Below are 24942 nucleotides of genomic sequence, written 5' to 3'. Positions count from 1 at the left end.
GACAACTGTAGTCAATTTTGTGCATATGCAATATCGATTGACTTTACCCTGCGACAGTAGTTACCGCTTGTGATAGAGTGCTGCAAACTCTGGCTTTTGCCCTACGAGTGACCAAGAGCTCGGGGGCTTTAACACAAGGAGGATCTATGCCCGAGAAGATTGAAGAGCTGGTACGCGCTGCGCTTGCTGCGGCCCAGGAGGCCGGCGACCTTTCCGCATTTGAACTTGACGATTGCGCTATCGAGCGACCGGCTGACACTTCTCATGGCGAGTGGACCTCCACCATGGCCCTGAAGTCCGCCAAGCTGGCTCACTGCGCCCCGCGCAAGATCGCCGAGGCCGTCGTTGCCCATATGCCCGAGGATCCCGCGATCGAGAAGGTCGAGATCGCCGGCCCTGGCTTCATCAACTTCTACCTCTCCGTCGCCGTCAAGAACGCTATCTTCGGCGAGGCTCGCGAGAAGGGCATGGACTTCGCTAAGTCCAACGTCGGCGGCGGCCTGAAGACCCAGATCGAGTTTGTCTCCGCCAACCCCGTCGGCCCCATGCATATTGGCCATGGCCGTTGGGCCGCTCTGGGCGACTCCCTCTGCCGTGTTATGGACCATGCCGGTTACGATATCCAGCGTGAGTTCTATATCAACGACCACGGCTCTCAGATGAACACCTTCGGCAACTCCATCAGCACGCGCTATATGCAGCTTGCCGACATCATCGCCAAGCAGGGCGTGGATATCGACGAGGCTCACAAGCTGCTGATTGCCGACCGCGATGCCTTTGTTGCCGACGAGAACGACGAGCATCCCGAGACCCATCCGTATCAGGACAACTTTGCCGAGACTCTGGGCAAGGACTCCTACGGCGGCGACTACATCATCGACGAGGCCGCCGAGTTCTGGCGCACCGACGGTGACAAGTGGGTCGACGCCGATCCGAAGGAGCGTATGGAGAGCTTCCGCGAGCGCGGCTACGTAAAGATGGTCGACAACATGCGTAACCTCTGCCACGCCGTCAACTGCGACTTCGATCGTTGGTTCTCCGAGCGCTCGCTGTACGTGAAGGACACCGAGGGCGAGACCGCCGGCACCTCCGCTGTCGACCGCGCTTTCGAGAAGCTCGACAAGATGGGCTACCTCTACACCAAGGACGGCGCTCTGTGGTTCCGCTCCACCGACCTGGGCGACGACAAGGACCGCGTCCTGATCAAGTCCGACGGCGAGTACACCTACTTCGCCTCCGACGTTGCCTATCACTGGGACAAGTTCCAGCGCGTTGACCACGTCATCGACATCTGGGGCGCCGACCACCATGGCTACATCGACCGCGTCCGCTGTGTCTGCGACGCTCTTGGCTATCCCGGCAAGTTCGAGGTTCTGCTGGGCCAGCTCGTCAACCTGCTGCGCAACGGCAAGCCCGTCCGTATGTCCAAGCGCAAGGGCACCATGGTGACCCTGCAGGAGCTTGTTGACGAGGTCGGCTCCGACGCCGCCCGTTACACGCTCATCTCCAAGAGCTCCAACCAGATGGTCGACTTCGATATCGAGGCCGTTAAGAAGCGTGATAACTCCAACCCGGTCTACTACGTGCAGTACGCTCACGCTCGTGTGTGCTCCATTCTGCGCCGTGCCGCTGACGTTACGCCCGAGCAGGCTGACGAGATGGGCATGAAGGCCGTCGCCGCCAAGGCCATCGGCGAGAACGTCGATTACTCGCTGCTGACCGACCCGACCGAGCTTGCCCTTTCGCGTAAGCTCAACGAGCTCACCGACCTCATTGCCAGCTGTGCTCGCGACCGCGCCCCGTTCCGCCTGACGCACTTTGCCGAGGAGCTCGCCGGCGACTTCCACAGCTTCTACGCTGCCTGCCAGGTGCTTCCGAGCGAGGGCCGTCCCGTCGACCCCGAGCTTTCGCGCGCCCGTCTGGCCGCTTGCGACGCCGTCCGCGTGACGCTCGCCCTGGTGCTCACTCTGGTTGGCGTTTCTGCACCCGAGCAGATGTAATCTACGGGTCGTTTGACCGTGTAGGTTTGGCTTTGCTGAGCCCTATAAGCCCGATCTCCATACGGAGGTCGGGCTTTTTGCGTTTGGCGGGGCTTTTTGGCGTGTTGGAAAATGCTACAAAAACGCAACTATACCGGTTTACGGGGCTGAATCGCTGCCTGGCGACCATAGCAACAGCAGCGAAAATAAAATCGCAGGTAGACGGCTTGCCGAATATTAAAAATGCAGGGTATGGTTGGCTTACGCCGTTCTTGCACCGTAATCCGCGATCGTTTTGAAAACGACCCCTTGGGGACGGAGGAAAACGGATCATTTTTGTCCGGTGGGAGAGCGGTGCGAAACCGTCCGCCACGAATCGGGCTTATCTACTACGTTTAGTCGCATACCCCGAACCATGCCGAAAAGTACGATATTAAAACCGCAGGTAGCGGGCTTGCGATTTTAGGAAGATCGAGGGGATGGTCAGGGGTCGCGGGTCAAACGTAGTAGATAGGCGCGTTTCGTGGCGCGGCTATTCCGGATGCCACGGCTTCACTCCTCTGGTGCGACAGAGGAAGCGCTTTTGAGGGAGAGTGTCCCTTTTGACCAGTTGTATAAGAACGTCCAATGACTAAGTTGCAGGTGACAGTGGTTGTGTTACACTAACGCTGCGTATTTGACGTAATCATCTCGATACAGATCAATGATGCCCGTTGTGTTTTGAACGGAGCTAGACTGTTTAGCCGCCCTGAAGGTTTATGCAGGGAGCATGTGATCACAGGGCTTTAAAAGAAAGTTGAGCAAACACTGTGTCTGATCAACAGCAAGAAAATGAAATAAGCACGGCACAAACCACTCCCACTGCACCGGTTGCGTTGGACCAAATCGCGAAACCCGCACCGTCGCAGGCGTCGGTCCCCGAGACACACCAGAACGCTGCCTCGGCTTTGAGTGAGAAGCCTGTTCCCGTCGCACCTGTTACCGGGGAGGAGGCTGCGCCCGTGAAGCCCAAGCGCACGCGTCGTGTGGCCAAGCCCGCTGCGGATGGCGATGAGGCTGCAAAGCCCAAACGCCGCGCCACGCGCACGACGCGTGCCAAGCGTCCGGTTTCCGCCGAGGTTTCGGCGCCGCTTTCAGATGAGGTTGCGCAGGCCCGCGCGCTTGCGCAGATCAGCGAAGCCCAGGTTGTTCGTGCTCGCCGTCGTGCCGCCGAGCGCGATGCCGCGGCTCTGACCGAACTCGCGGCTCCGTCCGCCCCCGAGGCGCCTTCGGCTCCGGCTCCCGAGCAGGTAGCAGAAAAGCCGGCTCCGCGCACGCGCCGTCGCACGGCGGCCAAGGTCCAGCAGGCTGCCGAGCAGGCTTCGTCCGATGCCGCCGAGACCCCGGTTCGCTCTGCGGCGGAGGAGGACGCTTCCTCTGCTGAGTCTGTCGTGCCTGCCGAGGTCGGCGGTGCATTTGTCGTCGATCCTGCTTTGCGCCCGCATCGCCGCGGCCGCAAGCCCAAGGCATTTGTCGAGGCGGAGAAGGCGGCCGCTGCCGCGGCTTCTGTCCAAGATGCCCCGGCGTTCGTCGAGCCTACAGCGGCTGTCGTGGTTTCGGCCGAGGGCGCTGATGTTCCTGAGGTCGCTGTTTCTGCCGCTGCCGAGCCTGCCGACGTTCGTCCCGGGCGCAGCCGTCACACCGCAGCCAAACGCCCAGCTAAGGCAGAGGCGAAGTCCGGCGCCGAATCTGCGGTAGCTGAGTCTACCGAGGCGAGTGTCGACACGACTCCCGAGACGGAGGGCGCCGATCGGTCGGCAGGCGAGAAGCCCAAGCGCACGCGCAAGAAATCTTCCAAGACCAAGTCTGCCGAACAGCAGGGGGATGCTGAGCAACAGCCCGAGTCCGACGCTAAGTCGGACGGCGAGACCCCGGCGACCGCCGATGCGCCCACGACGCCTGCCGTCGAGAGCGCTGAGGCCGAAGAGGGTTCCCGCCCCAACCGCCGTCAGCACAAGCGCAACGATGAGCGCAGCGAGCGCAAGGATGATCGTAACAACGACCGCCGCAGCCGTCAGCGCGATCGCAAACAGCGCAACAAGGAGCGCAACGCAGCCCCGACCGAGCCAACGCTTTCGCGCGAGGAGCTCGCGGCCATGAAGGTCGCCGAGCTGCGCGAGAAGGCCAAGGAGTTCGAGATTGAGACGACCGGCAAGAAGAAGGCCGAGCTCGTCGAAGAGATCTACACCACAGCCGCGAAGGCCGAGGGCTTCCGCGATATTAAGGGCATCCTGCAGATTCGCCCGGACAGCTCCGGCATCATCCATGCCCACGGCTACATGAAGTCCAATGACGACGCCTTCGTGCCCGCCTACCTCATCCGCTCCGCGCGTCTGCGCACGGGCGACGTGATCGAGGGTTCGCTTCGTCCCTCGCGCGGCGGCGACAAGCGTGCCGGTCTCGCCAAAATTACGACCGTCAACGGTCTTGATCCTGAGCAGGTCCGTAACCGCCCCAAGTTCGGCGATCTCACGCCGGTCTACCCCAATGAGCCGCTGCGCATGGAGCATGGCAAGGATTCCATTACCGGTCGCGCCATCGATATCGTGTCGCCGATCGGCAAGGGCCAGCGTGGCCTGATCGTGTCACCGCCCAAGGCCGGTAAGACCACGATTCTCAAGAAGATCTGCCAGTCTATCTCGATCAACAACCCCGAGGTGCACCTCATCTGCCTGCTCGTCGACGAGCGCCCCGAAGAGGTCACCGATATGCAGCGCTCCATTGAGGGCGAGGTCGTGGCCTCCACCTTCGATATGCCCGCCGACAACCATACCCGCGTGGCCGAGCTCGTCATCGAGCGCGCCAAGCGCATCGTGGAACTGGGCGGCGACGTCGTGGTGGTTCTCGACTCCATCACGCGTCTTGCCCGTGCGTACAACCTGGCGGCGCCCGCCTCGGGCCGCATCCTTTCGGGCGGCGTCGATTCGGCGGCCCTGTATCCGCCCAAGCGCTTCCTGGGTGCTGCCCGCAATATCGAAAACGGCGGCTCACTCACCATCCTTGCTTCCGCCCTTATCGATACCGGCTCCAAGATGGACGAGGTCATCTTTGAGGAGTTTAAGGGCACCGGCAACATGGAGCTCAAGCTCGACCGTGACCTGGCCGACCGCCGCATCTTCCCGGCCATCGACCCCGTTGCCTCGGGCACGCGCAACGAGGACCTGTTGGTCGACGAGCAAATGCGCCCGTTTGTCTTTGGCCTGCGTCGCATCCTCGCCGGCATGAACAACACCGAGCGCGCGGCAGCGTCGTTTATCAAGGGCCTCAAGGGCACCAATACCAACCAGGAGTTCCTGGTGCGTTCGGCAAAAAAGCACAGCGATTACGAGCAGATGTTCTAGTCCGTCCGCTGCACGCGACAGCAACCATAGACATGCCAGAAGGGCCGGGGTTTAGATCCTGGCCCTTTTCGTATAGCCGCTCGCCAACGATTATTGACCTTACGACCGGCAAGCAGCGATTTTCCCGTTTCAATTCCGCTTCGTTGCTTGCAATCCCCAAGGGGGTTTCGCATAATAGCAGTTAAGCTTCGCGACGGAAAACGCAGATGAAACGAACCATATACCGTTGCTTTGGGGCATAGCCCCGCTTCATCTTCTCTCGCGCAGCCAACTGAATGATGCGATTTGGGTGCTGGAAGATGGGGAGAGCTCATGGCTTCTTCTGATGCAACACAACGAGCAGTCCTTGCCGGACTTTCCTGCGGGATCGGCCTTGCCGCACCCGTGGTCGTGTATGCCGCTACACTGCCGTTTTCGTCAATCAACGAGACGGTTGTCGCGGGTGCTGTTCCCTTTGCCGTGGGCGCAGTGGCCGGCGTGGGTATCTATGCCGCCTCGCTGGGTATCTCTGAGTATCGTGCGGAGCATAGCGAGCGCCTGTTCCATGCGGACGCCATTGGTGGTGCCGCCAATGTCAACCAGTTCCATAGCGAGTTCAAGACCGCCTCGATTCCCGTTCAGCAGGAGGAGGCCGCTCCCCGGGCTGCTTCTCCTGTCACTTTGGACGAGCAGGGTCAATCCTCTTCGCTTCTCTCCGGTCTGACCGGCGCGTTTCAGCGCCGTCATGCCGATGATGGCGTTCCGACCATCGCCCGTGCCGCCAACGCCATGGACGAGGCCGATGCCTGGGCTATGATCGATAGCATGCTCGACGACGATTCGCCGGTTAGCTGTGATCCCGCTCGCTCGCGCGATGTCTATCAGGTCGCAATTGACGAGCTCACAAACGGTGAAAAGACCGGCTCCTATAACCGCGACGACATCGCTGCTGCCGCACGTGCCGTCTCGGGCTCTCATGCCGCCCCTGCGGGCAGCACTGCAGCTTTCGTGGCGCTTGTGGCCAACGCTGCCAACAATGCCGCCTATAACGGTGCTTCTTCGGCTGCGTACACCTCTTCCGCGGCGGCCGCTTCGACCGGCCAGCAGGGCGCAGCTCAGCCGGCTCCTGTCGCCGACCCCTTTGCCGATGAGCCGCTGGTTGTCGACGAGGAGACCATCGCCGCTCGTCGTGCTGCCGAAAGCTCGCTTTGGGGCGCTTCGGCCCAAATGCAGGCCGCGGAGGCGGTGCCGTACAACGCCAAGCTCGCCAGCATGCCCATCATTTCCGATGCCAAGGGTGTGGATCTCGCCGATTTGGACGAGCCCGCCGCCATTACTGCCTCTATCGATGCCCAGAATCGCGTGGATACCGACAGTCTCCCCGATGCCTCCCTCGAGGAAGATATCCCCATGGCCGATTATTCGGGCCACGAGGACATGTGGGCCGCCGCCATGGCGATCATGGCCGAGGTTGCCGAGCCCGCCCCCGCGCCGATGCCCACGCCTGCAGCCTCACCTGTCTCGGTTGCTCCCGTCTATGTCGGCCGCCACAGCTCCGTGTTTCCCGAGGATACCGCGCGTATCTCGCGCGAGAGTATCGAGCGCGCCGAGGCTATCGCCGCCGGCGTTATGGAAAACCGTCGCCATGAGCGCGTCAATCAGATCCTTGAGGAAGAGATCGAGCGCCTGCAGTCCTCTACCGCCAAGCGTACGGGCCGTGCCTATTTGAGTGTTATCGAGGGCGGTACCGCCAGTTTTACGCCGCTTCGTGCCGAGGCCTAGTTCTGCATGATTAAGATCGATCGTAAGTGGGCGGTTGCGGCCTGCGTCATGGTGTTGCTGATCTGGGGCAATTCACTGGTTCCCGGCACGGGGTCCGGCTCACTGAGCTTGGCGATCATGGAGGACGTCCGCGGGTTTTTGCATAGCTTGAGCCTGCCGTATGAATGGGTAACCAACTTTGTCGTCCGCAAGTGCGCACACTTTACCGAGTATATGGTGCTCGGTGTTTTGGTGACACATGCCTTTGATATCGAGGGCCGACGCACTTTTGACAGACTGCTTCCCACGGTGGTTTTTCTGCTGCTGATCCCCTCAATCGACGAGACGATTCAGTTATTTGTGCCGGGGCGCGCCGGCATGATCACCGACGTGATGATTGACTGCTGCGGAGCGGCTGCCGGCGTCGTGCTCCGATATCTCCTCCGATCGCTTGTATGCACCAGAAAGGCCGCCTAGGACGTTTTGCTTGGTCCTAGGCGGCCTTGTGCGTTTGGGGGCCCTGCAGGGCGCGATAGCGTTGTCTGCGCGTTATGCGAGCCCGGTAATACCGTGTGTCGTTGGTGCACCCTTTACTGGAGCGCCTGTGCGCCAAGGGCCAGACAGCCCATGATGCCCTGCTTACCATCGAGGCTGTTGTTGACAATGTAGGTATCGATGTCATTGACCTCGGGCGTGACGATATAGCCGTTGAGCATCTCGGCGCACTTTTTGCGGGCGAGCGGCACGATGGGGGTGTGGTCGGCCACGCCGCCGCCGATGATGATCTTTTGCGGCGCATAGCACAGCGTGTAGGTCATGAGCGCCTGTGCCAGGTAGCCTGCGAGCAGGTCCATGGCCTCCGGGTCATCGGCCATGTCTCCGGCGCTTTTGCCATCCCAGCGCTTTTTAATGCCGGGGCCAGCGATGAGGCCCTCGAGGCAGTTGTCGTGGAAAGGACAGCCGCTGTGCTCGCCGATGGTGTCGCGCGGATCGCGTGTGACCAAGATGTGCCCGGCCTCGGGATGCATCATGCCATGAACGAGCTGGCCGCCCGAGAGCACGCCGGCGCCCACACCGGTGCCGATGGTCAGATACACCACGTCGGTGAGGCCCTGGGCGCAACCAAAGCTGACCTCGCCCAGGCAGGCGACGTTGACGTCGGTGTCGTAGCCACAGGGAATATTGAGCTCGTTTTGGATGGTGCCCAGCAGGTCAAAGTAGCGCCATGCCGTCTTGGGCGTCTCCAAGATCTTGCCGTATTGGGGCGAGGCAGGGTTGACTGCGGTGGGGCCAAAGGCGCCGATGCCCAGCGCGGCGATGCCCTTGTTTGCAAACCATGCGTTGACGGCCTCAACGGTCTCCTGCGGGGTCGTGGTTGCGATCTGCTCACGCTCCAGAACCGTACCGTCTGCATAGCCCGTGGCACAGACCATCTTGGTGCCGCCGGCCTCGAGCGCTCCGATAAGCTGCTGCTCTGCCATAGTATTCCTCCCCCTGGGACGAGTTGCTCCATGACTAAAGTATGGCGCTTTAAACTAATTAAGAAAGCGCTATAAAAAGAAGCCCCACAGCGCGCGTGCGGTGCGGGGCTTCTTTGGGTGCTTTTGTTGCCGGGCCGTCCTTACCCGCGCGGCTTGATTTTATCGCGTAGCGACTTGAGGTTCTCCAGCGCCGCGTTAATCGTCTCGTCTCGCTTGGCAAAGTGGAGGCGAATCAGATGGTTGACGGGCTCCCGGAAGAAGCTCGAGCCGGGCACAGCGCCCACACCCACCTTAGACGCGAGGTCCTCGCAAAAGTCGAGGTCGCTGTCATAGCCAAACTCAGAGATGTCCATCATGACGTAGTAGGCGCCCTGCGGCACGTTATGCTCAAGACCGATGCTGTCGAGCCCCTGGCAGAACAGATCGCGCTTGGCTGTGTAGAGATCGAGGACCTCCTGGTAATAGCTGTCGTCGAAGTTGAGGGCGGTGACGACGGCTTCCTGCAGGGGAGCGGCGGCACCTACAGTGAGGAAGTCGTGGACCTTCTTGATGCGCTCGGTAATCTGGGCCGGGGCGATGGTGTAGCCCAGACGCCAGCCGGTGATGGAGTACGTCTTGGATAGCGAACTGCAGCTGATGGTGCGCTCGAACATGCCGGGCAGCGTGGCCATATAGACGTGCTCGTGGGGCGCGTAGACGATGTGCTCGTACACCTCGTCGGTGATGCAGTAGGCGTCGTACTTTTTGCAGAGATCCGCGATAAAGGTGAGCTCATCGCGCGTAAAGACCTTACCGCAGGGATTGGAAGGGTTGCACAGGACGATGGCCTTGGGGTCGTTGTCGCGGAAGGCAGCCTCGAGTGTCTCGCGGTCAAAGTCGAATGTGGGCGGGTTGAGTGGCACGTAGATGGGCTCGGCACCCGAAAGGATTGTGTCGGCGCCGTAGTTCTCGTAGAACGGCGAGAAGATGACGACCTTGTCGCCGGGGTTGGTGACCGTCATCATGGCAGCCATCATGGCCTCGGTGGAGCCGCAAGTGACCACGATGTTCTGGTTGGGGTCGATCGGTATGCCCATAAAGTGCTCCTGTTTGGCGGCAAGCGCCTCGCGCATGGCCTGGGAGCCCCAGGTGATGGAGTACTGGTGGTAGAGCGGTTTGGGATCGGTGGCGATGGTGTTCAGGCTCTTGAGCAGCTGCGCTGGGGGATCAAAGTCGGGGAAGCCCTGCGAGAGGTTGACGGCGCCGTACATATCGGAGATGCGCGTCATGCGGCGGATGACCGAATCGGTAAACGTTGCCGTGCGATTGGAGAGTTCTTTCATGCTTGTCCTTTCGAACATCGGGGTGGGGCAAGTTTACTCCTGTGGAACCGGTGGGATTTGCTCGAAATGGATCCGAAAAACTCTTTTCAAAATTCTTGAAAATTGGGGCTTGCGTCGCGTGGCGTTCCTTGCAATAATAGTCGAGCGCGAAGCGCACAGGACACGGTGGGTGTAGCTCAGTTGGCTAGAGCGACGGGTTGTGGTCCCGTAGGTCGAGGGTTCGAGTCCCTTTACCCACCCCAGTTCTTGCTTCGTGTTGATATCGGGTCGTTAGCTCAGTTGGTAGAGCAGGGGACTCTTAATCCCAAGGTCCAGGGTTCGACCCCCTGACGGCCCACCACACGATATCTCCACTAAAGTCCGCTACTACGGACTTTAGCTTTGGGTCGTTAGCTCAGTTGGTAGAGCAGGGGACTCTTAATCCCAAGGTCCAGGGTTCGACCCCCTGACGGCCCACCAAAGCATGTTAAAGCGACTGGCTTCGGCTAGTCGCTTTTTTGTTGACCTCGCATGGGGTCGAACCCGAAAGGGCGCGGAGCTGAGGAAACGCGTAAGCGTTTGCCAGCGCAGCGCGCAAGGCGCGAAGCGCCGCAGCGGCCGCCTGCGCAGCAGGCTGACCCCCTGACGGCCCACCAAAGCATGTTAAAGCGACTGGCTTCGGCTAGTCGCTTTTTTTGTTAACCATACATAGGTCGAACCCGAAAGGGCACAGACGCTTTACAAGTCGAGCCTGCCCTGGGGGTCGGTGAATCCGTCTGTGCCCTCCTTGAGTTTTTTCTCGTCTGCTTTCACGCGACGTTCGAGCTTCTTTGTATCCTCGGCAGGCGGTAGATTCTCGGGGACAATTCCACGGTCGATGAGGCTGCCACGTACGCTTGTGTTGTTCTCGACGTGCTCTTGCTTGATCTGGTCCAGACCGTACAGGTCGTGTTCCTCGGTGTTGAAGGCCGTCATCGAGTTCGTAAGGTCCTTTGCTTTGATGAGGACATCGGCTAATCTGTCCGCCAATGCCGCGCTCTTGGGTACGCCGAGCTGCTGCTTCATTTCCGCCGTGCTTCTGCCGCCGAATAACGCTTCATCGCCCTTCGACTTGATGATCGCGAATCCTTTGGAGTCCACGCCGCGTTTGAACGCAATACCCGAGAGCTGTTTCTCTGAATCGGATAGCGAGTGGCGCGCCTGCAAGCGCTGAATCTCTGCGAAGCGCTGTTCTATGAGCTCTTGGCGGCGCGTCTGCACGGCAAAGTATGCCTGGGCGAGCGCGATCTCTGGCTTGTTTGAATCTCCGTTCTGTGCGATTAAATAGCATGCATAGCGAGCAAGTTTGTAGTCTTTAACCGCGCGAGCGGCGACACCGGCTGTTACCATTTTCGTGGTATCACGAAAATGGGAATCAACTGGAGTTTTGTTTGTTTCGCACGAGACTTTTGCCCTCTTAACAACTTCGGCGAAGTTCTCCCATCGAGTGTACCCCATGGGTTCCATTAAATCGCGTGCGAGCCAATACTCAACGCCGTCTTCCACATTGGCGTAGCTATCAAGTTTGACACGCCACTTCTCGATATCACGACTGTCCATATCTCCTCCCCGCTGGTCTATTGTCTGTGCGGGCTTTGCCTGCTCTGTATTCAGAATAAGGATACGCTGCCGTGCGGACACGAATGGACCCCGTGCCACCTCGAGCTCACGGGGCCCATAGATATCGATTAGTTGTGTTCTTCTTTAGATGAGTGTCCAGTTTAGTCCGCTCGATAGTGCGATCCGAGGCTTTCGGTCCGTTTGCGCATGGCTTTGGCCATTTCCTGTGCTAGTTGAATCTGCGATTGCAGGCGGGCGAGGGCAGCGATCTCGCTGTCCTGGGCTTTCTGTGTGCTCAAGGTCGTTGCCTCCGTCTTCAAGCCCTCAAGCTCGTGTAGTGCCTTGGATAGGCCCCCTTCGGTGCGGTTGATCATGCAGTAGGTGCTCATCGTGTGCTTGAGGCTACGGGTTAGGCGATTGGCGTCTGTTGTGGCAATGCCATGCTGGGGGAGGGCGACATCCGCCTTTGGGGCCACCTCAGGTGCATTCTGTGCTGCTTGGGCTGCCGAGGCGCCCGCGATGCGCCCAAACACGATGCCGTTGGCGCTTGACAGGCCACCAATGCGATCGGCCCCGTGCATGCCGCCTGTCGCCTCGCCGCAGGCATAGAGGCCCTCAACGCCCGTGTATGCGGTCTTGTCGATTTTGATGCCGCCATTGGCGGCGTGGGCATACATCGCCACACGCATCTCGTCGGTCGGCGCGATGCCGTGCTCGTCTTGTAGCCAGGTGGCAAAGGTCTGCACAAACTCGGGGACGTCCTCGCGGGGGAAGTCGTAGTGGAGCGCCAGACCTTCAGCACCCGCTTGATCGATGGCAAGATCGATGGCGCGGGAGGCCAAGCGCGAAGTGAAGGGACCATATCCGGAGCGTTGCTCAAGTAGATCGTCCAGCTTGTCGTCGGCGATATCGACCGGCTGGTCTACATGTACGTAGCGCCAGGTCTTCTCGTTAAAGACAAGGTTGCGCTTGGGCTCGATGAAGCCCGGCATCATCTGCATGAACTCTATATTAGTGAGCGTTGCGCCGTGTGCCAGCGCGATGGCCTGCGAGGAGCTGAGCACGGCGGCGGAAGTGAGGCTTCGCTCGAACAGGCCACCCGTGCCGCCCGCAGCGATGATGGTGGCCTTAGCTGCCATAGGCGCGAGATGCTCGTTTGTGCGGTCGTAGAGTACGGCGCCGATAATCTTTCCGGTTGTGTCCTCAACAAGGTCGATAAGCTCGTGGCGGGGGAACAGGCGAATGCCGAGAGACTTGATCTGGGCCGTACACGCGTCCTCAAGGGGCTTGCGGGTAAGGCCGCGCCAATTGCGTGTCTTATGGTCAAAGCAGGGGATAAATTGCTTTTGCTGGGCGCTCTCGGCGCTTTGCGGACGCTGGAGCTCAACACCTAGATCCTGCTCGAGCCATTGGATGGCCTGGGGAATGCCGTGGACGAACGTCTGGACGAGCGTAGGGTCGGCGACACCGCCGCCGACGGCTTGGATGGTGTCGATGAGGTCCTGTTCGTCGTCTTCGTCGATGGGGCCAATAAGGCCAAGGCCCCAGGTGCCCGGGAAGAAGCTCGATCCACTCATAGTTTTGCCGGCGCTTGCGACGGCAACGGTCGCTCCTGCGCGTGCCGCTTCTATGGCGGCACAAAGGCCCGCAATGCCAGATCCTATTACCAGTACATCAGTCGATTCCATCGGATTCCTTTCTCGTCCGGCGCATTTTCGCATGGGTGATCGGCAATGAGGCCGAAAAGACTCGGCAAATCGGTAAAGGGCAAATATGGCAGATGGGCGTTATGGACGCTCTGACGCTCCATCTCATCACATCTCGTATTTCGTCCCAACTGATATATCGGCATTAGCAACCCTGCGGCAGTGCAAACAAAAAGAGCCGCTACCCGGGTGGATAGCGGCTCCGAAGCTCAACTATATGAGCATCGCGCGGGCGCGATTAGGCCTTGAGGGCCTCCTCGACGGCGACAGCGCAGGCGACGGTGGCACCGACCATGGGGTTGTTGCCCATGCCGATGAGACCCATCATGTCGACGTGCGCAGGCACGGAGGAAGAACCGGCGAACTGGGCGTCGGAGTGCATACGGCCCATGGTGTCGGTCATGCCGTAAGAGGCAGGGCCGGCGCCCATGTTGTCCGGGTGCAGGGTACGGCCAGTGCCGCCACCAGAGGCGACGGAGAAGTACTTCTTGCCAGCCTCGATGCGCTCCTTCTTGTAGGTGCCAGCGACGGGGTGCTGGAAGCGCGTGGGGTTGGTGGAGTTGCCGGTGATCGAGATGTCGACGTTCTCGTGCCACATGATGGCAACGCCCTCGCGGACGTCGTCGGAGCCGTAGCAGTTAACGGCAGCACGGGGACCATCGGAGTAGGGGATGGTCTCGACGACCTTGAGCTCGCCCGTGTAGTAGTCGAACTGGGTCTTCACATAGGTGAAGCCGTTGATGCGGGCGATGATCTGGGCGGCGTCCTTGCCCAGACCGTTGAGGATAACGCGCAGCGGCTTCTTACGAGCCTTGTTGGCGTTCAGAGCCAGGCCGATAGCGCCCTCAGCGGCAGCGAAGGACTCGTGGCCGGCCAGGAAGGCGAAGCACTCGGTGTCGTCGGAGAGCAGCATAGCGCCCAGGTTGCCGTGGCCCAGACCGACCTTGCGGTCCTCGGCGACGGAGCCGGGAACGGTGAAGGCCTGGATGCCCTCGCCGATGATGGCGGCAGCCTCAGAAGCGTTCTTGGCGCCACGCTTGACAGCGAGAGCGCAACCGAGGGTGTAGGCCCACTCGGCGTTCTGGAAGGCGATGGACTGGGTGTTGTTGACGATCTCACGCGGGTTGAAGCCCTTGTCGGTGCAGATCTGCAGAGCTTCCTCGAGGGAGGCGATGCCGTTGTCGGCGAGGCACTTGTTGATCTTGTCAGCGCGGCGCTCGTAACCTTCGAACGTAACAGTCATAGTTATTTCCCTCCCTTTCTACTCGTGAACCGGGAACACGCTGGCGACGGAGTGAGTCTCCTCGTCGGTGCGCGGGTCGATGTACTTGGCAGCGTTCTCCCACTGACCATAGTGGCCCATGGCGCCAGCGATGGCCTCCTCGGGGGTCTTGCCGGCCTTGACGGCGTCGGTGAACTTGCCGAGGTTCAGGAACTCGAACGCGATGATCTCGTTCTTGTCGTTGAGAGCCATGCGGGTGACGTAGCCCTGAGCGAGCTCGAGGTAACGAGCGCCCTTGGCCTTGGTGCCGAACATGGTGCCGACCTGAGAGCGAAGGCCCTTGCCGAGGTCGTCGAGGGAGGCGCCCACGGGCAGGCCGCCCTCGGAGAACGCGGTCTGGCTGCGGCCGTAAACGATCTGCAGGAAGATCTCGCGCATAGCAACGTTGATGGCGTCGCAGACGAGGTCGGTGTTGAGGGCCTCGAGGATGGTCTTGCCGGGAAGGATCTCGGAAGCCATGGCAGCAGAGTGGGTCATGCCCGAGCAGCCGATGGTCTCAACGAGGGCCTCCTCGATGATGCCGTCCTTGACGTTCAGCGTGAGCTTGCAGGCGCCCTGCTGAGGTGCGCACCAACCCACACCGTGCGTAAGACCGGAGATGTCGGAAATCTCCTTAGCCTGGACCCACTTGCCCTCCTCGGGGATGGGTGCGGGGCCGTGGTATGCACCCTTGGCAACGGGGCACATGTTCTCCACTTCCTGTGAGTACTGCATGCCTCTCCTCTCTATCGTGTTGGCGTCCCGTCTGGAGGTCGTGGCTGGTGATTGCCGGGCGACCCTTCGAAAGGGACATGACATGCAGCCCCTATAATACCGCGAAATGCACGGAATATTCGGCGAACGGCGCAGTTTTCGTAACGAGAAGCGCGGAACTTTCAATTGAAACGATTTAACAAGGTTGTTTGCGGTTATGCAATACGTTTCAGGGGGTCAGTTCTGGTCAAGTTATTTGTTAGTTCTTGCCCATGTTGCGGTTTCTAGCCTGTGGTTATGATGCCATTCGCCGTTGGTTTGCCGCCTTTTACCGTCGACGGGTGCCATTTTGCGTGAATGTTTTGATGGCACGTTTCAATCGTGATGTATTGGATGGTAAGCAGATCCCGGCGAAGGGAGCGCCATGCAGCGTGTTTGGAAAACGATCACCGGTTTTTACCATGTCTGTGCCCGCGGTATGGGCAGTCAGCTGATCTTTGAGAGCGACGAGGACCGGTGGGAGTTTTTGGAGCTGATGCGCGACTGCTGCCGCGATGCCCAGGTAACGATTGTGGCGTGGTGCCTCATGGGCGACCATGTTGATCTGGTACTTTTGGATTATGAGGACAACATGAGTGCAGCCATGCAACGCCTGCTGTTGACGTATGCTCGTCGGTTCAATAAGCGTACTGGGCGATCGGGCTGCCTGTTCCGGGAACGTTTTGAGCGCTGTTCGCTCGATACCGACCGGCAGGTGATGGAGGCTGTTCGCTCCGTTCACGCCGATCCGCAGGATGCGGGCATCAACCTAATTGAGCGTTATCCCTGGAGCAGCTTTGCGGAGCATCTGCGCGTTTACGACGGCGACGAGGCAGATGCTACGAGGGGATTTTCCGATCCTTCTTGCGTGCTTGAGCTTTTTGGTTCTGCCAAGGCCTTTATTGCCTATTCGCTTTCGACGCCCGACGGCGGCGATCCGGCGATGCGCGATTTGGTAGAGATGGAGTTGGAGCGGCGCGCCTTTGCCGACGAGTTGGCGAAGGGATGCGGGGTTGCGCTCCAGGGGGTTAAAGCGGCGCCGCCGGCGCAGCGCAATATCGTTATTCTTGGATTGCACGATGCTGGTTTTACGGTGCGCCAGATTGAGCGGTATACGGGGATAAGCAAAAGTACCGCTTCTCGTATTGTGCGCGCCCGTGCTCGAACGGCGGTGCGGACTGATGACAGCCTGGGATAGGGCTGTCTGCCCACTGGGACCATCATTCTAAATGCTGGGACGTTAACTACACTTCTAAATATGCATAGAATGATTGCCGTCTTGCATAAAATAATAGCTCAGTCCGGTTTTGCCCGTGCCTACCCCCGTCCACGCCGTGCAAAAAGCGGAGTTTTCAGCATCGTAGTGCTGTCGGAACTACTATAACCTTGCAACTTGCGGGCCCCGAGACAATTATTTGTCTGCCAATACGCCCCGAAGCACGCGTTTGCGTCCCCGTAGACCGTAATGCCTGTTCTAAAACGCAATATATACACGCCCGAAGGCGCTAATTAATGCTCGTGATTTGTATGCACATAGCTTGGCGTGCTGAATACTCGCAAAAATGCACGCCGCACCCTATGGGACCCGTCTGCGGCAGGCAGGAGGCGAGCCGGAGCCTAGTAGGACGGTGCCTGGCGCTTTGCTCGGCGTGCCCCGTGGCCCTGTGGCAAGCCTTTGGTACTGTGAAAAACGCTTGTGCTTGCGGTTGGCCGTGCGATAAATGACAGATTGGGCGCCGGAAGCGTGGCTGCGCGTGCGCTCGTTATGAAAAAGCCGAGCCGCCCGTATCGGGCGGCTCGGCAATCAAAAACCTTGGATTCGGGGCATCCGTTACTGGTTAGCCTGACCCTCGAGCATGCCGTCGAGGGTGCGCCAGGCGAGTTCGGCGCATTTGACGCGGGCGGGCATGTGTGAGATGTCCTGGAGCTGAGCGGCCTCGTCTAGGTCTTCCAAGTCTTCCTCGGAGAGATCCTCGCCACGGATCATGGCGAGGAAAAGCTCTGCCAGACGACGAGCCTCCTCGACCGTTTCGCCCGTGATGAGGTCGGCCATGATGTCGGCGCTGGCCTGGCTGATGGCGCAGCCGTGCCCGGTAAACGAGGCCTCCTCGATCACATCGTTCTCGACACGCAGCTGCAGGGTGAGCTCATCGCCGCAGCTGGGGTTGATGCCGTCGTGTTCGTGCGTGGGGGCATCCATCTCGTACTTGTAGTCGGGGTGCGAGTTGTGCTCCATAAACGTGGTGGAGGTGTACAGATTACCCATTGAACGTGCTCCAAACGTGATACAGGCCGGCGATGAACTTATCGATATCGGCCTTGTCGTTGTAGAAGGCCACGCTGGCGCGGCAGCAGGCAAGGTTCTCGACGCCCAGCCAGGTGAGCAGCGGCTGCGCGCAGTGGTGGCCGGCACGGATGCAGACGCCGTCCATGTCCATGATGCTCGCGACATCGTGCGGGTGGACACCCTTGACGTTAAAGCTCACGACCCCGTGGTGGTTGTCCCAATAGATGGATCCGATGATCTGGACAAAGTCGAGCTGCATGAGCTCGCCCATCAGGTAGTGGACGAGTGCCTGCTCTCGGGTCTGGATGTTTTCGTAGCCCACCGTGTTGACCAGGTAATCAAGTGCCGCGCCCGTGGCGAAGATGCCGGCGGCGTTCTGCGTACCGGCCTCGAACTTCTCGGGGACGGGAGCCCAGACGGCGTCCTGCTCGGTGACCGAATCGATCATCTCGCCACCGGTAAGCATGGGCGGCATGGCGCTGAGCAGATCCATCTTGCCCCACAGCACGCCAATGCCCATGGGACCCATGGCCTTGTGCGCGCTAAAGGCAAAGAAGTCGGCTCCCAGATCGGCCACATCGACCGGCATGTGCGGCAGCGACTGCGCGCCGTCGACGACCAGATAGCCGCCGTACTTATGCACGAGCTTGCCGAGATTCTTGACCGGGTTCTCGACGCCCAGCACATTAGAGATCTGACCCACGGCCAAGATTTTGGTCTTGGGGCCCACCTTGGATAGAACCTCCTCGGTCGTGAGCTGACCGGTCTTGGTGGGGTAGAGGTAGACGAGCTTGGCGCCGGTTTCGCGGCAGACCTGCTGCCACGGAATCAGGTTGGAGTGGTGCTCCATGATGGTGATGACGACCTCGTCACCGGGTTCGAGCACCGTGGGCGCAAAGCTCTTGGCGACCAGGTTGAGCGACTCGCTCGTGTTGCGGGTGAAGACGATCTCGTTGGCCTGGGAGGCGCCGATGAGGTCGGCGATCTGCTGGCGGACCTTGGCGATGGCCTCGGTGGCCTCGACGGACAGCGAGTACAGGCCGCGCAGGGGGTTGGCGTTCATACGCTGGTAGAAGTCACGCTCGGCGTCGAGCACGCAGGCGGGGCGCTGCGCGGTGGCGGCGCTATCGAGGAAGGCGATCTCGGGGTGCTGCTGGAACAGCGGGAACTGCGCCTTGTAGGGATTGGTCTCGATGTCGACGGTAGGCCAGCCGCGCGAGGCCTCATCGCTGGCGTCGAACTCCATGGGCTCGGGGGCGGTACAGGTATCGCATTTAACGTGCTCGGTGTCGATCATGCGAGCTCCTCCTCAAAGTTATCGATCAGGTTGTTGCCCAAGCGGACGACGGCGGCGCGGATGCGCTCGTCGGCGGCGAAAAGTGCGGCGTCCTCCAGCTTGGCACGGATGAACAGGTCCTCGGCGGCATTTTGGTCAAGGCCGCGGCAGGCGAGGTAGAACAGCTGCTCGTCGCGGACGTGGCCGATGGTGGCGCCATGGTTGCCGGCGACGTCGTCCTCGTCGCAGAGGATGACGGGAACGGTCTTGTTGTCGACGCCCTTGTTGGCCAAGAGCACCGTCTCGCGCTCGGTGCCGACGGCACCCTTGCAGCCGTGCACGAGGTCGATGGTGCCGCGGTAGACCTTCTTGGACGTGCCGGTCAGCACGCCGTTGGCGTCGATCTCGCACTCGGTCTTGCGGCCGCGGTGGCGAAGCTCGTAGTTAAAGTCGCGCACCTGCTGGCGGGCGCCCAGGTAATCGGTATCGATCGTCACCTTGGCGGTATCGCCCAGCAGGTCGCCGGCAAGGCCGGTGGCGCTGGCGCCAGCACCCAGTACGGTGTGCTGCACGTTGACGCGCGCGCCTTCGTCCAGGAACAGGCCGGTGTCGTCGAGCGCGATCCAGCTGTCGTCGAGCGTCTGCGTGCAGGCAACGTTGACGGTGGCGTACTCGTGAGCACACACGCGCAGCACGGAGCCCACGACGCCCTCGCCGGCAACGGGGGAGTCCAGGGCGATCTGCAGGTCGAGCGTTGCCTGCGGACGGACAACGACATCGATGGCGGCAATCGCAGCCGCGGCGTCGACGCCGCTCACGCGCACGGTGACCGTGGCACGGCCGTAGGCGGGCACGTCGATGACGATGCGCTTGGTGGCATGGTCGGCCAGATAGGTGTAGGCGGCCTCGCCCATGCCGGTCTCGAAGGCCTCGGCGGGGGAGAGCTCCTCCTCGAGCTTGATGGCACCGGCCTGGTAGACGGAGGTGGCGGGCACGTCGAGCTCGGTCTCGGGTGTGATGCGGGCGCGGTCGGCGGCGTCGCCGGGGGCAGAGGCGCGGCGCTCGGGGAAGCGCTCGGCCATGGCGTCCATGGCGGCGTCGAAGGCGTCGGCCGCGCCATGGATCTGCTCGTCCAGGCCCTCGACCTCAACGGCCTCGGCGGGAGCGGAGGCAAGTTCGTCCGAAAGCTCGAGCTTGGTTTGGTTCATCTTGAGCCAACCCCATGTGGCGGCCGGCATCGCGTTGACGCCCCCGATCTCCTGCAGCACGCCGTCTCGGGGCTCCGACCCTCCTCGCGTACCTTTAGTACGCGTCGTCGGGCTCGTCGCTCCCGATACGTCGCACTGCAGAAGCTCGGATGACGTAAATGCGTTCGGCGTGTTCGTGGTCTGTTTCATTATCCGATCGCTCCTTCCATCTCGAGCTTGATCAGGTTGTTCATCTCGACGGCGTACTCAAGCGGCAGCTCCTTGGAGACCGGGTTGGCAAAGCCGTTGACGATCATGGTGCGGGCCTCTTCCTCCGAGATGCCGCGGCTCATCAGATAGAACACCTTGTCGTCGCCGATGCGGCCGATGGTGGCCTCGTGGCCGATGTCGACATTCTTGGCGCGGATGTCCATGGCGGGGATGGTATCGGAGCGGCTTTGGTCGTCGAGCATGAGCGACTGGCAGCTCACGGTTGCCTTGGAACCCTCGGCCTTAGGCGTGGCCACGATGGAGCTGCGGAAGGTCTGGATGCCGCCGCTCTTGGAGATGCCCTTGGTCTCGACGGTCGCCGAGGTCTCGGGCGCGTTGAGCACGACTTTGCAGCCGGTATCGAGGTTCTGGCCGGCGCCGGCAAAGGTGATGCCGGTAAAGCTCGAGCGGGCGCGGCGGCCGTTGAGCACGCTCATGGGGTAGAGGTAGCCCACGTGGCTGCCGAAGGAGCCGCTGATCCACTCGATGTCGCCGTCCTCATCCACGCGCGCACGCTTGGTGTTGAGGTTGTACATGTTCTTGGACCAGTTCTCGATGGTCGAGTAGCGCAGGTGTGCGCGCTTGCCCACAAAGAGCTCCACAGCACCGGCGTGGAGGTTGGCCACGTTGTACTTGGGTGCGGAGCAACCTTCAATGAAGTGCAGGTCGGCATCGTCCTCGACGATGATGAGCGTGTGCTCAAACTGGCCGGCGCCCTTGGCGTTGAGGCGGAAGTAGCTCTGCAGCGGAAAATCGAGCTTGGTGCCCTTGGGCACGTAGACAAACGAGCCGCCCGACCATACGGCGCCGTGCAGGGCCGCAAACTTGTGGTCGGTGGGCGGGATGAGCGTCATAAACTTCTCGTGGATGAGCGGCTCCCACCGCGGGTCGTGCAGGGCCTCCTCGATGCCGGAGTAGACGATGCCCATCTTGGACGCCGTGTCCTGCATGTTGTGGTAGACGAGCTCGGAGTCGTACTGCGCGCCGACGCCCGCCAGGTAGCTGCGCTCGGCCTCGGGGATACCCAGGCGCTCAAAGGTGTTCTTGATGTCGTCGGGCACCGACTCCCAGTCGTGCTTTTGGTCGGTGTTGGGCTTGACGTAGGTGACGATGTTGTCCATGTCCAGACCCTCGATGGAGGGGCCCCACGTCGGGTCGGGAAAACGATTGAAGATTTCGAGGGACTTGAGGCGCAGGTCGAGCATCCACTGGGGCTCGTCCTTCTTGGCGCTGATCTCGCGCACGATGTCGGGCGTGATGCCGGCGTCGAGGCGCTCGAATCCCTCCTCGCCATAGGTGAAGTCGTAGAGGCTGCGGTCGATGTCCGCGACCTCGGTGCGGTTCTTGGTCATTGCGTCGCCCCTTTACGCTTGCTGCTCGGCAGCGGCGGCCTCGGCCTGGGCGCGCTGCTCGGCAGCCTCGCGCTCGAAGGTCTCAAAGCCGTTCTTGTCGATCCAGGGGATCAGCGAGGCGTCGTCCTCGCGCACGATGTGGCCCTTGACCATAACGTGGACGCGGTCGACATCCAGGTGCTCCAGGATGCGCGTGTTGTGCGTGATGATGAGCATGGAACCGTTGCAGCTCTTGCGGTAGGCGTCCATGCCGTGGCTGACGGTGGACAGGGCGTCGACGTCCAAGCCGGAGTCGGTCTCGTCCAGGATGGCGAGTTTGGGCTGCAGCAGCAGAAGCTGGAGCATCTCGACCTTCTTTTTCTCGCCGCCCGAGAAGCCTACGCCCAGCTCGCGGTTGAGGTAGGCGGTGTCCATGTTGAGCTCGGCCGCGAGCTCCTTGACGCGACGGCGGAATTCCTTGCCCTTCATCTCCAGGCCGGGGCGGCCGGCGATGCTGGCGCGCAAAAAGCTCGACAGCGGCACGCCCGGGATCTCGACCGGAGCCTGGAAGCTCAGGAACAGGCCGGCGCGCGAACGCTTGTCGGTGGTGAGCTCGGTGATGTCCTGGCCGTCAAAGACGATGCGGCCGTTCTGCACGGTGTAGACGGGATCGCCCATGACCAGGTGGCCGAGGGTGGACTTGCCGGCGCCGTTGGGCCCCATCAGCACATGGGTCTCGCCGGCGGCGACGTTGAGGTTGACGTTGTGGAGGATGGTCTTCTCGTCCACGGAGGCGGTCAGACCTTCGATGGAAAGCAGCGGATTTGCGCTCATGCTGTCCCTCTCTGTTTATGGTGTACTCATAGGTGTACTAAACCCTAGGAATCTTCTCGGAATAAAGTTACTATGGGTTCGGCGTTAGTCAAGGGAAAACCCGACTAATCCACTCGACTTTTCAGATGTGGGACATAATAGTCGGGATCGTCTGTCCCACACGCTTGGCATCTGGGGCAAACTCTGCTGATTTTTTCTCAAGCGCACCGGGAGGGTAGGTATGCTCATTTCTTCTAAGGGCCGCTATGCCCTCCGTTTGATGATTTATATCGCGGCGCTCGGTGACGCCGAGGGCAAAATCGCCCTGCGCGAGATTGCCGACCGTGAGCATATTTCGCAAAAGTATTTGGAGCAGCTGGTCCGTCCGCTTATGAAGGCGGGCCTGCTCAAGAGTGTGCGCGGCAAGGGCGGCGGCTACATGATGGCCGTGGACCCGGCCGAGGTGCGAGCCGGCGATATACTGCGCGCCGTCGAGGGCAGCACGGCGCCCGTCGCATGCGATGGCATCGATAACAACTGCACTCGCAGCGATCTGTGCTCTACTGTGAAGTTCTGGCGCGGTCTGGACGACGTGATTGAAAAGTACGTCGACGGCGTGACATTGGCCGACTTGGCGGCCGTGCCCGAGATTAACTTCGATATCAAGCTGTAACTCGAGCGCAATTCCTCAAGATTTCGCGGAGGGCGTTACCGTTTGTCGAGTTGCTGTTGTACGACATCGGTCTTGCTGCGATACTTATATCTATCTTTGCAAACTGCACTTTAACTACACCAATGCAAGGAGGATCTTATGCAGCCCAAGAATTCTGCGATTGTTGCCGGATTGACGCTGGCTCTTTCGTTTGGCGCCGTTTCCGCGCCCACGCCCGCTGCTGCGGATGAGCCCACGCCGGGCGTTGCCTCGGATGCCACCGATATCGATAAGGGCCTTTATACCCAGCAGTCTTTCTCGGGCGTGCTGAGGTCGGTCCAAGGCGTCTCGTTTGTCAATGTGACCAGCGAGATGAAGTACTTTACCAAGTATGAGAGCCACGGCAACTATAACCAGGGCTTTTCGTATGGCGACGGCTATAACGCGCTGGGCTATTACCAATTCGACCGTCGTTGGTCGCTCGTCCCGTTTATGAAGCAGGTCTATAACTACAATCCTGCCAAGTACGGCATGCTTAAGTCTGCAATTGACCGCGGGAGCGATATCTCCAACGCAAGCAACCCCATGTATTCGAACGGTCAGCTGACGGAGCTGGGCCGCATTGCACAGGAGGCCTTCCAGGGCGCCTATAACGCCGACCCGGCTGAGTTCTCGGCGCTGCAAGATTCATATGCATACAACTCCTATTACGCGGTGACCGAGGCCTGGCTCAAGAGCGCGCTTGGTATTGATATCTCTGGCCGCGCCGATTGCGTCAAGGGTATGGTGTGGAGCATCACCAACATGTGCGGCACCTATGGCTGCCAGGACTTTTTCCGCTGGGCAAATCTTACAAACGATATGACCGACCGTGAATTTGTGACGGCGCTTTCCAGCAGCGTGGTCAATAACGTTGCCCGTAAGTACTCGAGCCAGCCGCAATATCACGAGGGCTGGAAGAACCGTTACAAGAACGAGCTTAAGGATTGCCTGGTCTATATTACCGAGGACGAGGCCGCGGCGACGCCGCCGGTCGAGCCTGAGCCCGAGCCTGAGCCCGAGCCCGAGCCCGAGCCCGTGACTCCGGCGCCCAGCCAGGCGCCCGCCGCTCCCGTTGCTCCCTCTGGGCCTAGTGCCGATACCAATGGTGCTGACGAGGATACCGTCGATGCTCCTTCATACGATGCCGGAGCAAGCGACGGAAATGGCGATGTCGCATCGGCCGGCAGCGCGGGGTCTGCCTCGCCTTCGAATTCCGCAGATGCTGCGGCAGGGCCTGGTTCTTCCGCCGGTGGATCGACTGCCGGTTCGAGCGACTCGTCGACGAATGACAAACCCTCTGCGAGCGAACAGCTTGGCTCCATGTTTGGCTCCTCGCTGATGTCTGGCATCAACAGCAGCTCGTCTTCCAAGAAGGATGGCTCCGACCAGGGCGCTATGGAAAAGACCGAGGATGCTAAGGGCGATTCGAAGGACGAGGGTTCTAAGGGGTCTGATTCCGACAAGGGCGCGGAATCAGACGGTGCGGAATCGAAGGATCCCCGCCTTGATAAGGATGGCAAGCACGCGGACGACAATGGGTCCATGGGCCTGGCTGATGATGCCGCCGACCAGAACCAGGGTAAGACCAAGGTTGCGACTTCCTCAGCCACGACGACTGAGTCCTCTAAGGGCAGCATGCCCAAGACGGGTGACTTGATTTTGATGGCGAGCCTTGCCAGCGCGAGCTTGGCCACATTGGGCGCTACGTCTATTGTGAGCGGTAAGCATAAACTTGACCAGCAAAACAAAGACGCTGCGGAGAAAGACGCCCAAAAGTAGGCTCTCAGCGAGCGTTTTGCCTTAGCGATTCAAATAGGGGCCCGATGCGATAGCACCGGACCCCTATTTGTTGCGAATCGTTTTGTTATGCCCCCCTTATGGGCT

At 60.6% G+C, this 24942-nt stretch carries 18 protein-coding genes and 3 tRNA genes; 10 read left to right on the top strand and 11 right to left on the bottom strand.

The annotated features are described in order from the left end of the window. Nucleotides 1–146 precede the first annotated feature (146 nt). From argS to ACQRAP_RS00090, 4 genes are all read left to right on the top strand, one after another. Complete coding sequence (gene argS / locus ACQRAP_RS00105; protein WP_427794582.1) at nt 147–2000, top strand: arginine--tRNA ligase; 1854 nt, start codon at nt 147–149, stop codon at nt 1998–2000. 980 nt (nt 2001–2980) lie between these two features. Continuing rightward, complete coding sequence (gene rho, locus ACQRAP_RS00100) at nt 2981–5359, top strand: transcription termination factor Rho (RefSeq protein ID WP_427794581.1); 2379 nt, start codon at nt 2981–2983, stop codon at nt 5357–5359. A 312-nt stretch (nt 5360–5671) separates the two neighbouring features. Continuing rightward, nucleotides 5672–7120: a hypothetical protein gene (locus ACQRAP_RS00095; RefSeq protein ID WP_427794580.1), complete on the top strand. Its 1449-nt coding sequence runs from the start codon at nt 5672–5674 to the stop codon at nt 7118–7120. A gap of 6 nt (nt 7121–7126) precedes the next feature. Continuing rightward, on the top strand, nt 7127–7576 hold the full coding sequence (locus ACQRAP_RS00090; RefSeq protein WP_427794579.1) for a VanZ family protein: 450 nt from the start codon (nt 7127–7129) through the stop codon (nt 7574–7576). Nucleotides 7577–7689: 113 nt separating this feature from the next. On the opposite strand, the gene ACQRAP_RS00085 is transcribed toward ACQRAP_RS00090, so the two are convergent. Together ACQRAP_RS00085 and ACQRAP_RS00080 are read right to left on the bottom strand one after the other, a co-directional pair. Then, a complete protein-coding gene (locus ACQRAP_RS00085; protein ID WP_427794578.1) occupies nt 7690–8580 on the bottom strand; it encodes an ROK family protein in 891 nt (296 codons plus the stop codon). A 140-nt stretch (nt 8581–8720) separates the two neighbouring features. Continuing rightward, nucleotides 8721–9902 (bottom strand): pyridoxal phosphate-dependent aminotransferase, encoded by a 1182-nt coding sequence (locus ACQRAP_RS00080; RefSeq protein WP_427794577.1) that lies wholly within the window; start codon nt 9900–9902, stop codon nt 8721–8723. A 165-nt stretch (nt 9903–10067) separates the two neighbouring features. On the opposite strand from ACQRAP_RS00080, the gene ACQRAP_RS00075 reads away from it, so the two are divergent. The 3 genes from ACQRAP_RS00075 to ACQRAP_RS00065 all read left to right on the top strand — a co-directional run bounded on the left by ACQRAP_RS00075 (nt 10068) and on the right by ACQRAP_RS00065 (nt 10361). Next, a tRNA-His gene (locus ACQRAP_RS00075) sits at nt 10068–10144 on the top strand. Nucleotides 10145–10166: 22 nt separating this feature from the next. Next, nucleotides 10167–10242 (top strand) — tRNA-Lys (locus ACQRAP_RS00070). 43 nt (nt 10243–10285) lie between these two features. After that, nucleotides 10286–10361: transfer RNA gene (locus ACQRAP_RS00065), tRNA-Lys, on the top strand. A gap of 258 nt (nt 10362–10619) precedes the next feature. Here the strand turns inward: ACQRAP_RS00065 and dinD are convergent. From dinD to ACQRAP_RS00045, 4 genes are all read right to left on the bottom strand, one after another. Beyond that, nucleotides 10620–11480: a DNA damage-inducible protein D gene (gene dinD, locus ACQRAP_RS00060; protein ID WP_427794576.1), complete on the bottom strand. Its 861-nt coding sequence runs from the start codon at nt 11478–11480 to the stop codon at nt 10620–10622. A gap of 161 nt (nt 11481–11641) precedes the next feature. After that, on the bottom strand, nt 11642–13168 hold the full coding sequence (locus ACQRAP_RS00055) for an FAD-dependent oxidoreductase (protein WP_427794575.1): 1527 nt from the start codon (nt 13166–13168) through the stop codon (nt 11642–11644). A gap of 256 nt (nt 13169–13424) precedes the next feature. Continuing rightward, a complete protein-coding gene (locus ACQRAP_RS00050) occupies nt 13425–14429 on the bottom strand; it encodes a GGGtGRT protein (RefSeq protein WP_154518278.1) in 1005 nt (334 codons plus the stop codon). Nucleotides 14430–14447: 18 nt separating this feature from the next. Then, nucleotides 14448–15182, bottom strand: coding sequence for an iron-sulfur cluster assembly scaffold protein (locus ACQRAP_RS00045; protein WP_006235554.1), 735 nt, complete (start codon nt 15180–15182; stop codon nt 14448–14450). A gap of 403 nt (nt 15183–15585) precedes the next feature. On the opposite strand from ACQRAP_RS00045, the gene ACQRAP_RS00040 reads away from it, so the two are divergent. Then, nucleotides 15586–16398 carry a transposase gene (locus ACQRAP_RS00040; RefSeq protein ID WP_427794574.1) on the top strand — a complete coding sequence of 271 codons (813 nt, stop codon included), beginning with the start codon at nt 15586–15588 and terminating at the stop codon, nt 16396–16398. Nucleotides 16399–17031: 633 nt separating this feature from the next. Here ACQRAP_RS00040 and sufU read toward each other — a convergent pair. From sufU to sufC, 5 genes are read right to left on the bottom strand one after another with little or no spacing between them, the layout of a single operon-like run. Next, nucleotides 17032–17466 (bottom strand): Fe-S cluster assembly sulfur transfer protein SufU, encoded by a 435-nt coding sequence (gene sufU / locus ACQRAP_RS00035; protein WP_427794573.1) that lies wholly within the window; start codon nt 17464–17466, stop codon nt 17032–17034. Next, nucleotides 17459–18784, bottom strand: coding sequence for an aminotransferase class V-fold PLP-dependent enzyme (locus ACQRAP_RS00030; protein WP_427794572.1), 1326 nt, complete (start codon nt 18782–18784; stop codon nt 17459–17461). The genes sufU and ACQRAP_RS00030 overlap by 8 nt, the downstream gene beginning before the upstream one ends. Then, nucleotides 18781–20160, bottom strand: a complete 1380-nt coding sequence (locus ACQRAP_RS00025) for a SufB/SufD family protein (RefSeq protein ID WP_427794571.1) — start codon at nt 20158–20160, stop codon at nt 18781–18783. The genes ACQRAP_RS00030 and ACQRAP_RS00025 overlap by 4 nt, the downstream gene beginning before the upstream one ends. Further along, complete coding sequence (gene sufB, locus ACQRAP_RS00020; RefSeq protein ID WP_427794570.1) at nt 20160–21572, bottom strand: Fe-S cluster assembly protein SufB; 1413 nt, start codon at nt 21570–21572, stop codon at nt 20160–20162. The genes ACQRAP_RS00025 and sufB overlap by 1 nt, the downstream gene beginning before the upstream one ends. A gap of 12 nt (nt 21573–21584) precedes the next feature. Then, nucleotides 21585–22385 carry a Fe-S cluster assembly ATPase SufC gene (sufC, locus tag ACQRAP_RS00015; RefSeq protein ID WP_427794569.1) on the bottom strand — a complete coding sequence of 267 codons (801 nt, stop codon included), beginning with the start codon at nt 22383–22385 and terminating at the stop codon, nt 21585–21587. 220 nt (nt 22386–22605) lie between these two features. Here sufC and ACQRAP_RS00010 point away from each other — a divergent pair, with 220 nt between their 5' ends. Together ACQRAP_RS00010 and ACQRAP_RS00005 are read left to right on the top strand one after the other, a co-directional pair. Further along, nucleotides 22606–23037, top strand: coding sequence for an RrF2 family transcriptional regulator (locus ACQRAP_RS00010; protein WP_154518293.1), 432 nt, complete (start codon nt 22606–22608; stop codon nt 23035–23037). 138 nt (nt 23038–23175) lie between these two features. Then, on the top strand, nt 23176–24837 hold the full coding sequence (locus ACQRAP_RS00005; protein ID WP_427794568.1) for a hypothetical protein: 1662 nt from the start codon (nt 23176–23178) through the stop codon (nt 24835–24837). Nucleotides 24838–24942 lie beyond the last annotated feature (105 nt).

The sequence above is a fragment of the Collinsella sp. SGI.180 genome (assembly GCF_050313455.1).
GTDB lineage: Bacteria > Actinomycetota > Coriobacteriia > Coriobacteriales > Coriobacteriaceae > Collinsella.
Note: the sequence above shows the minus strand (reverse complement) of the source record. Positions and strands in the feature narration are given on the sequence as shown.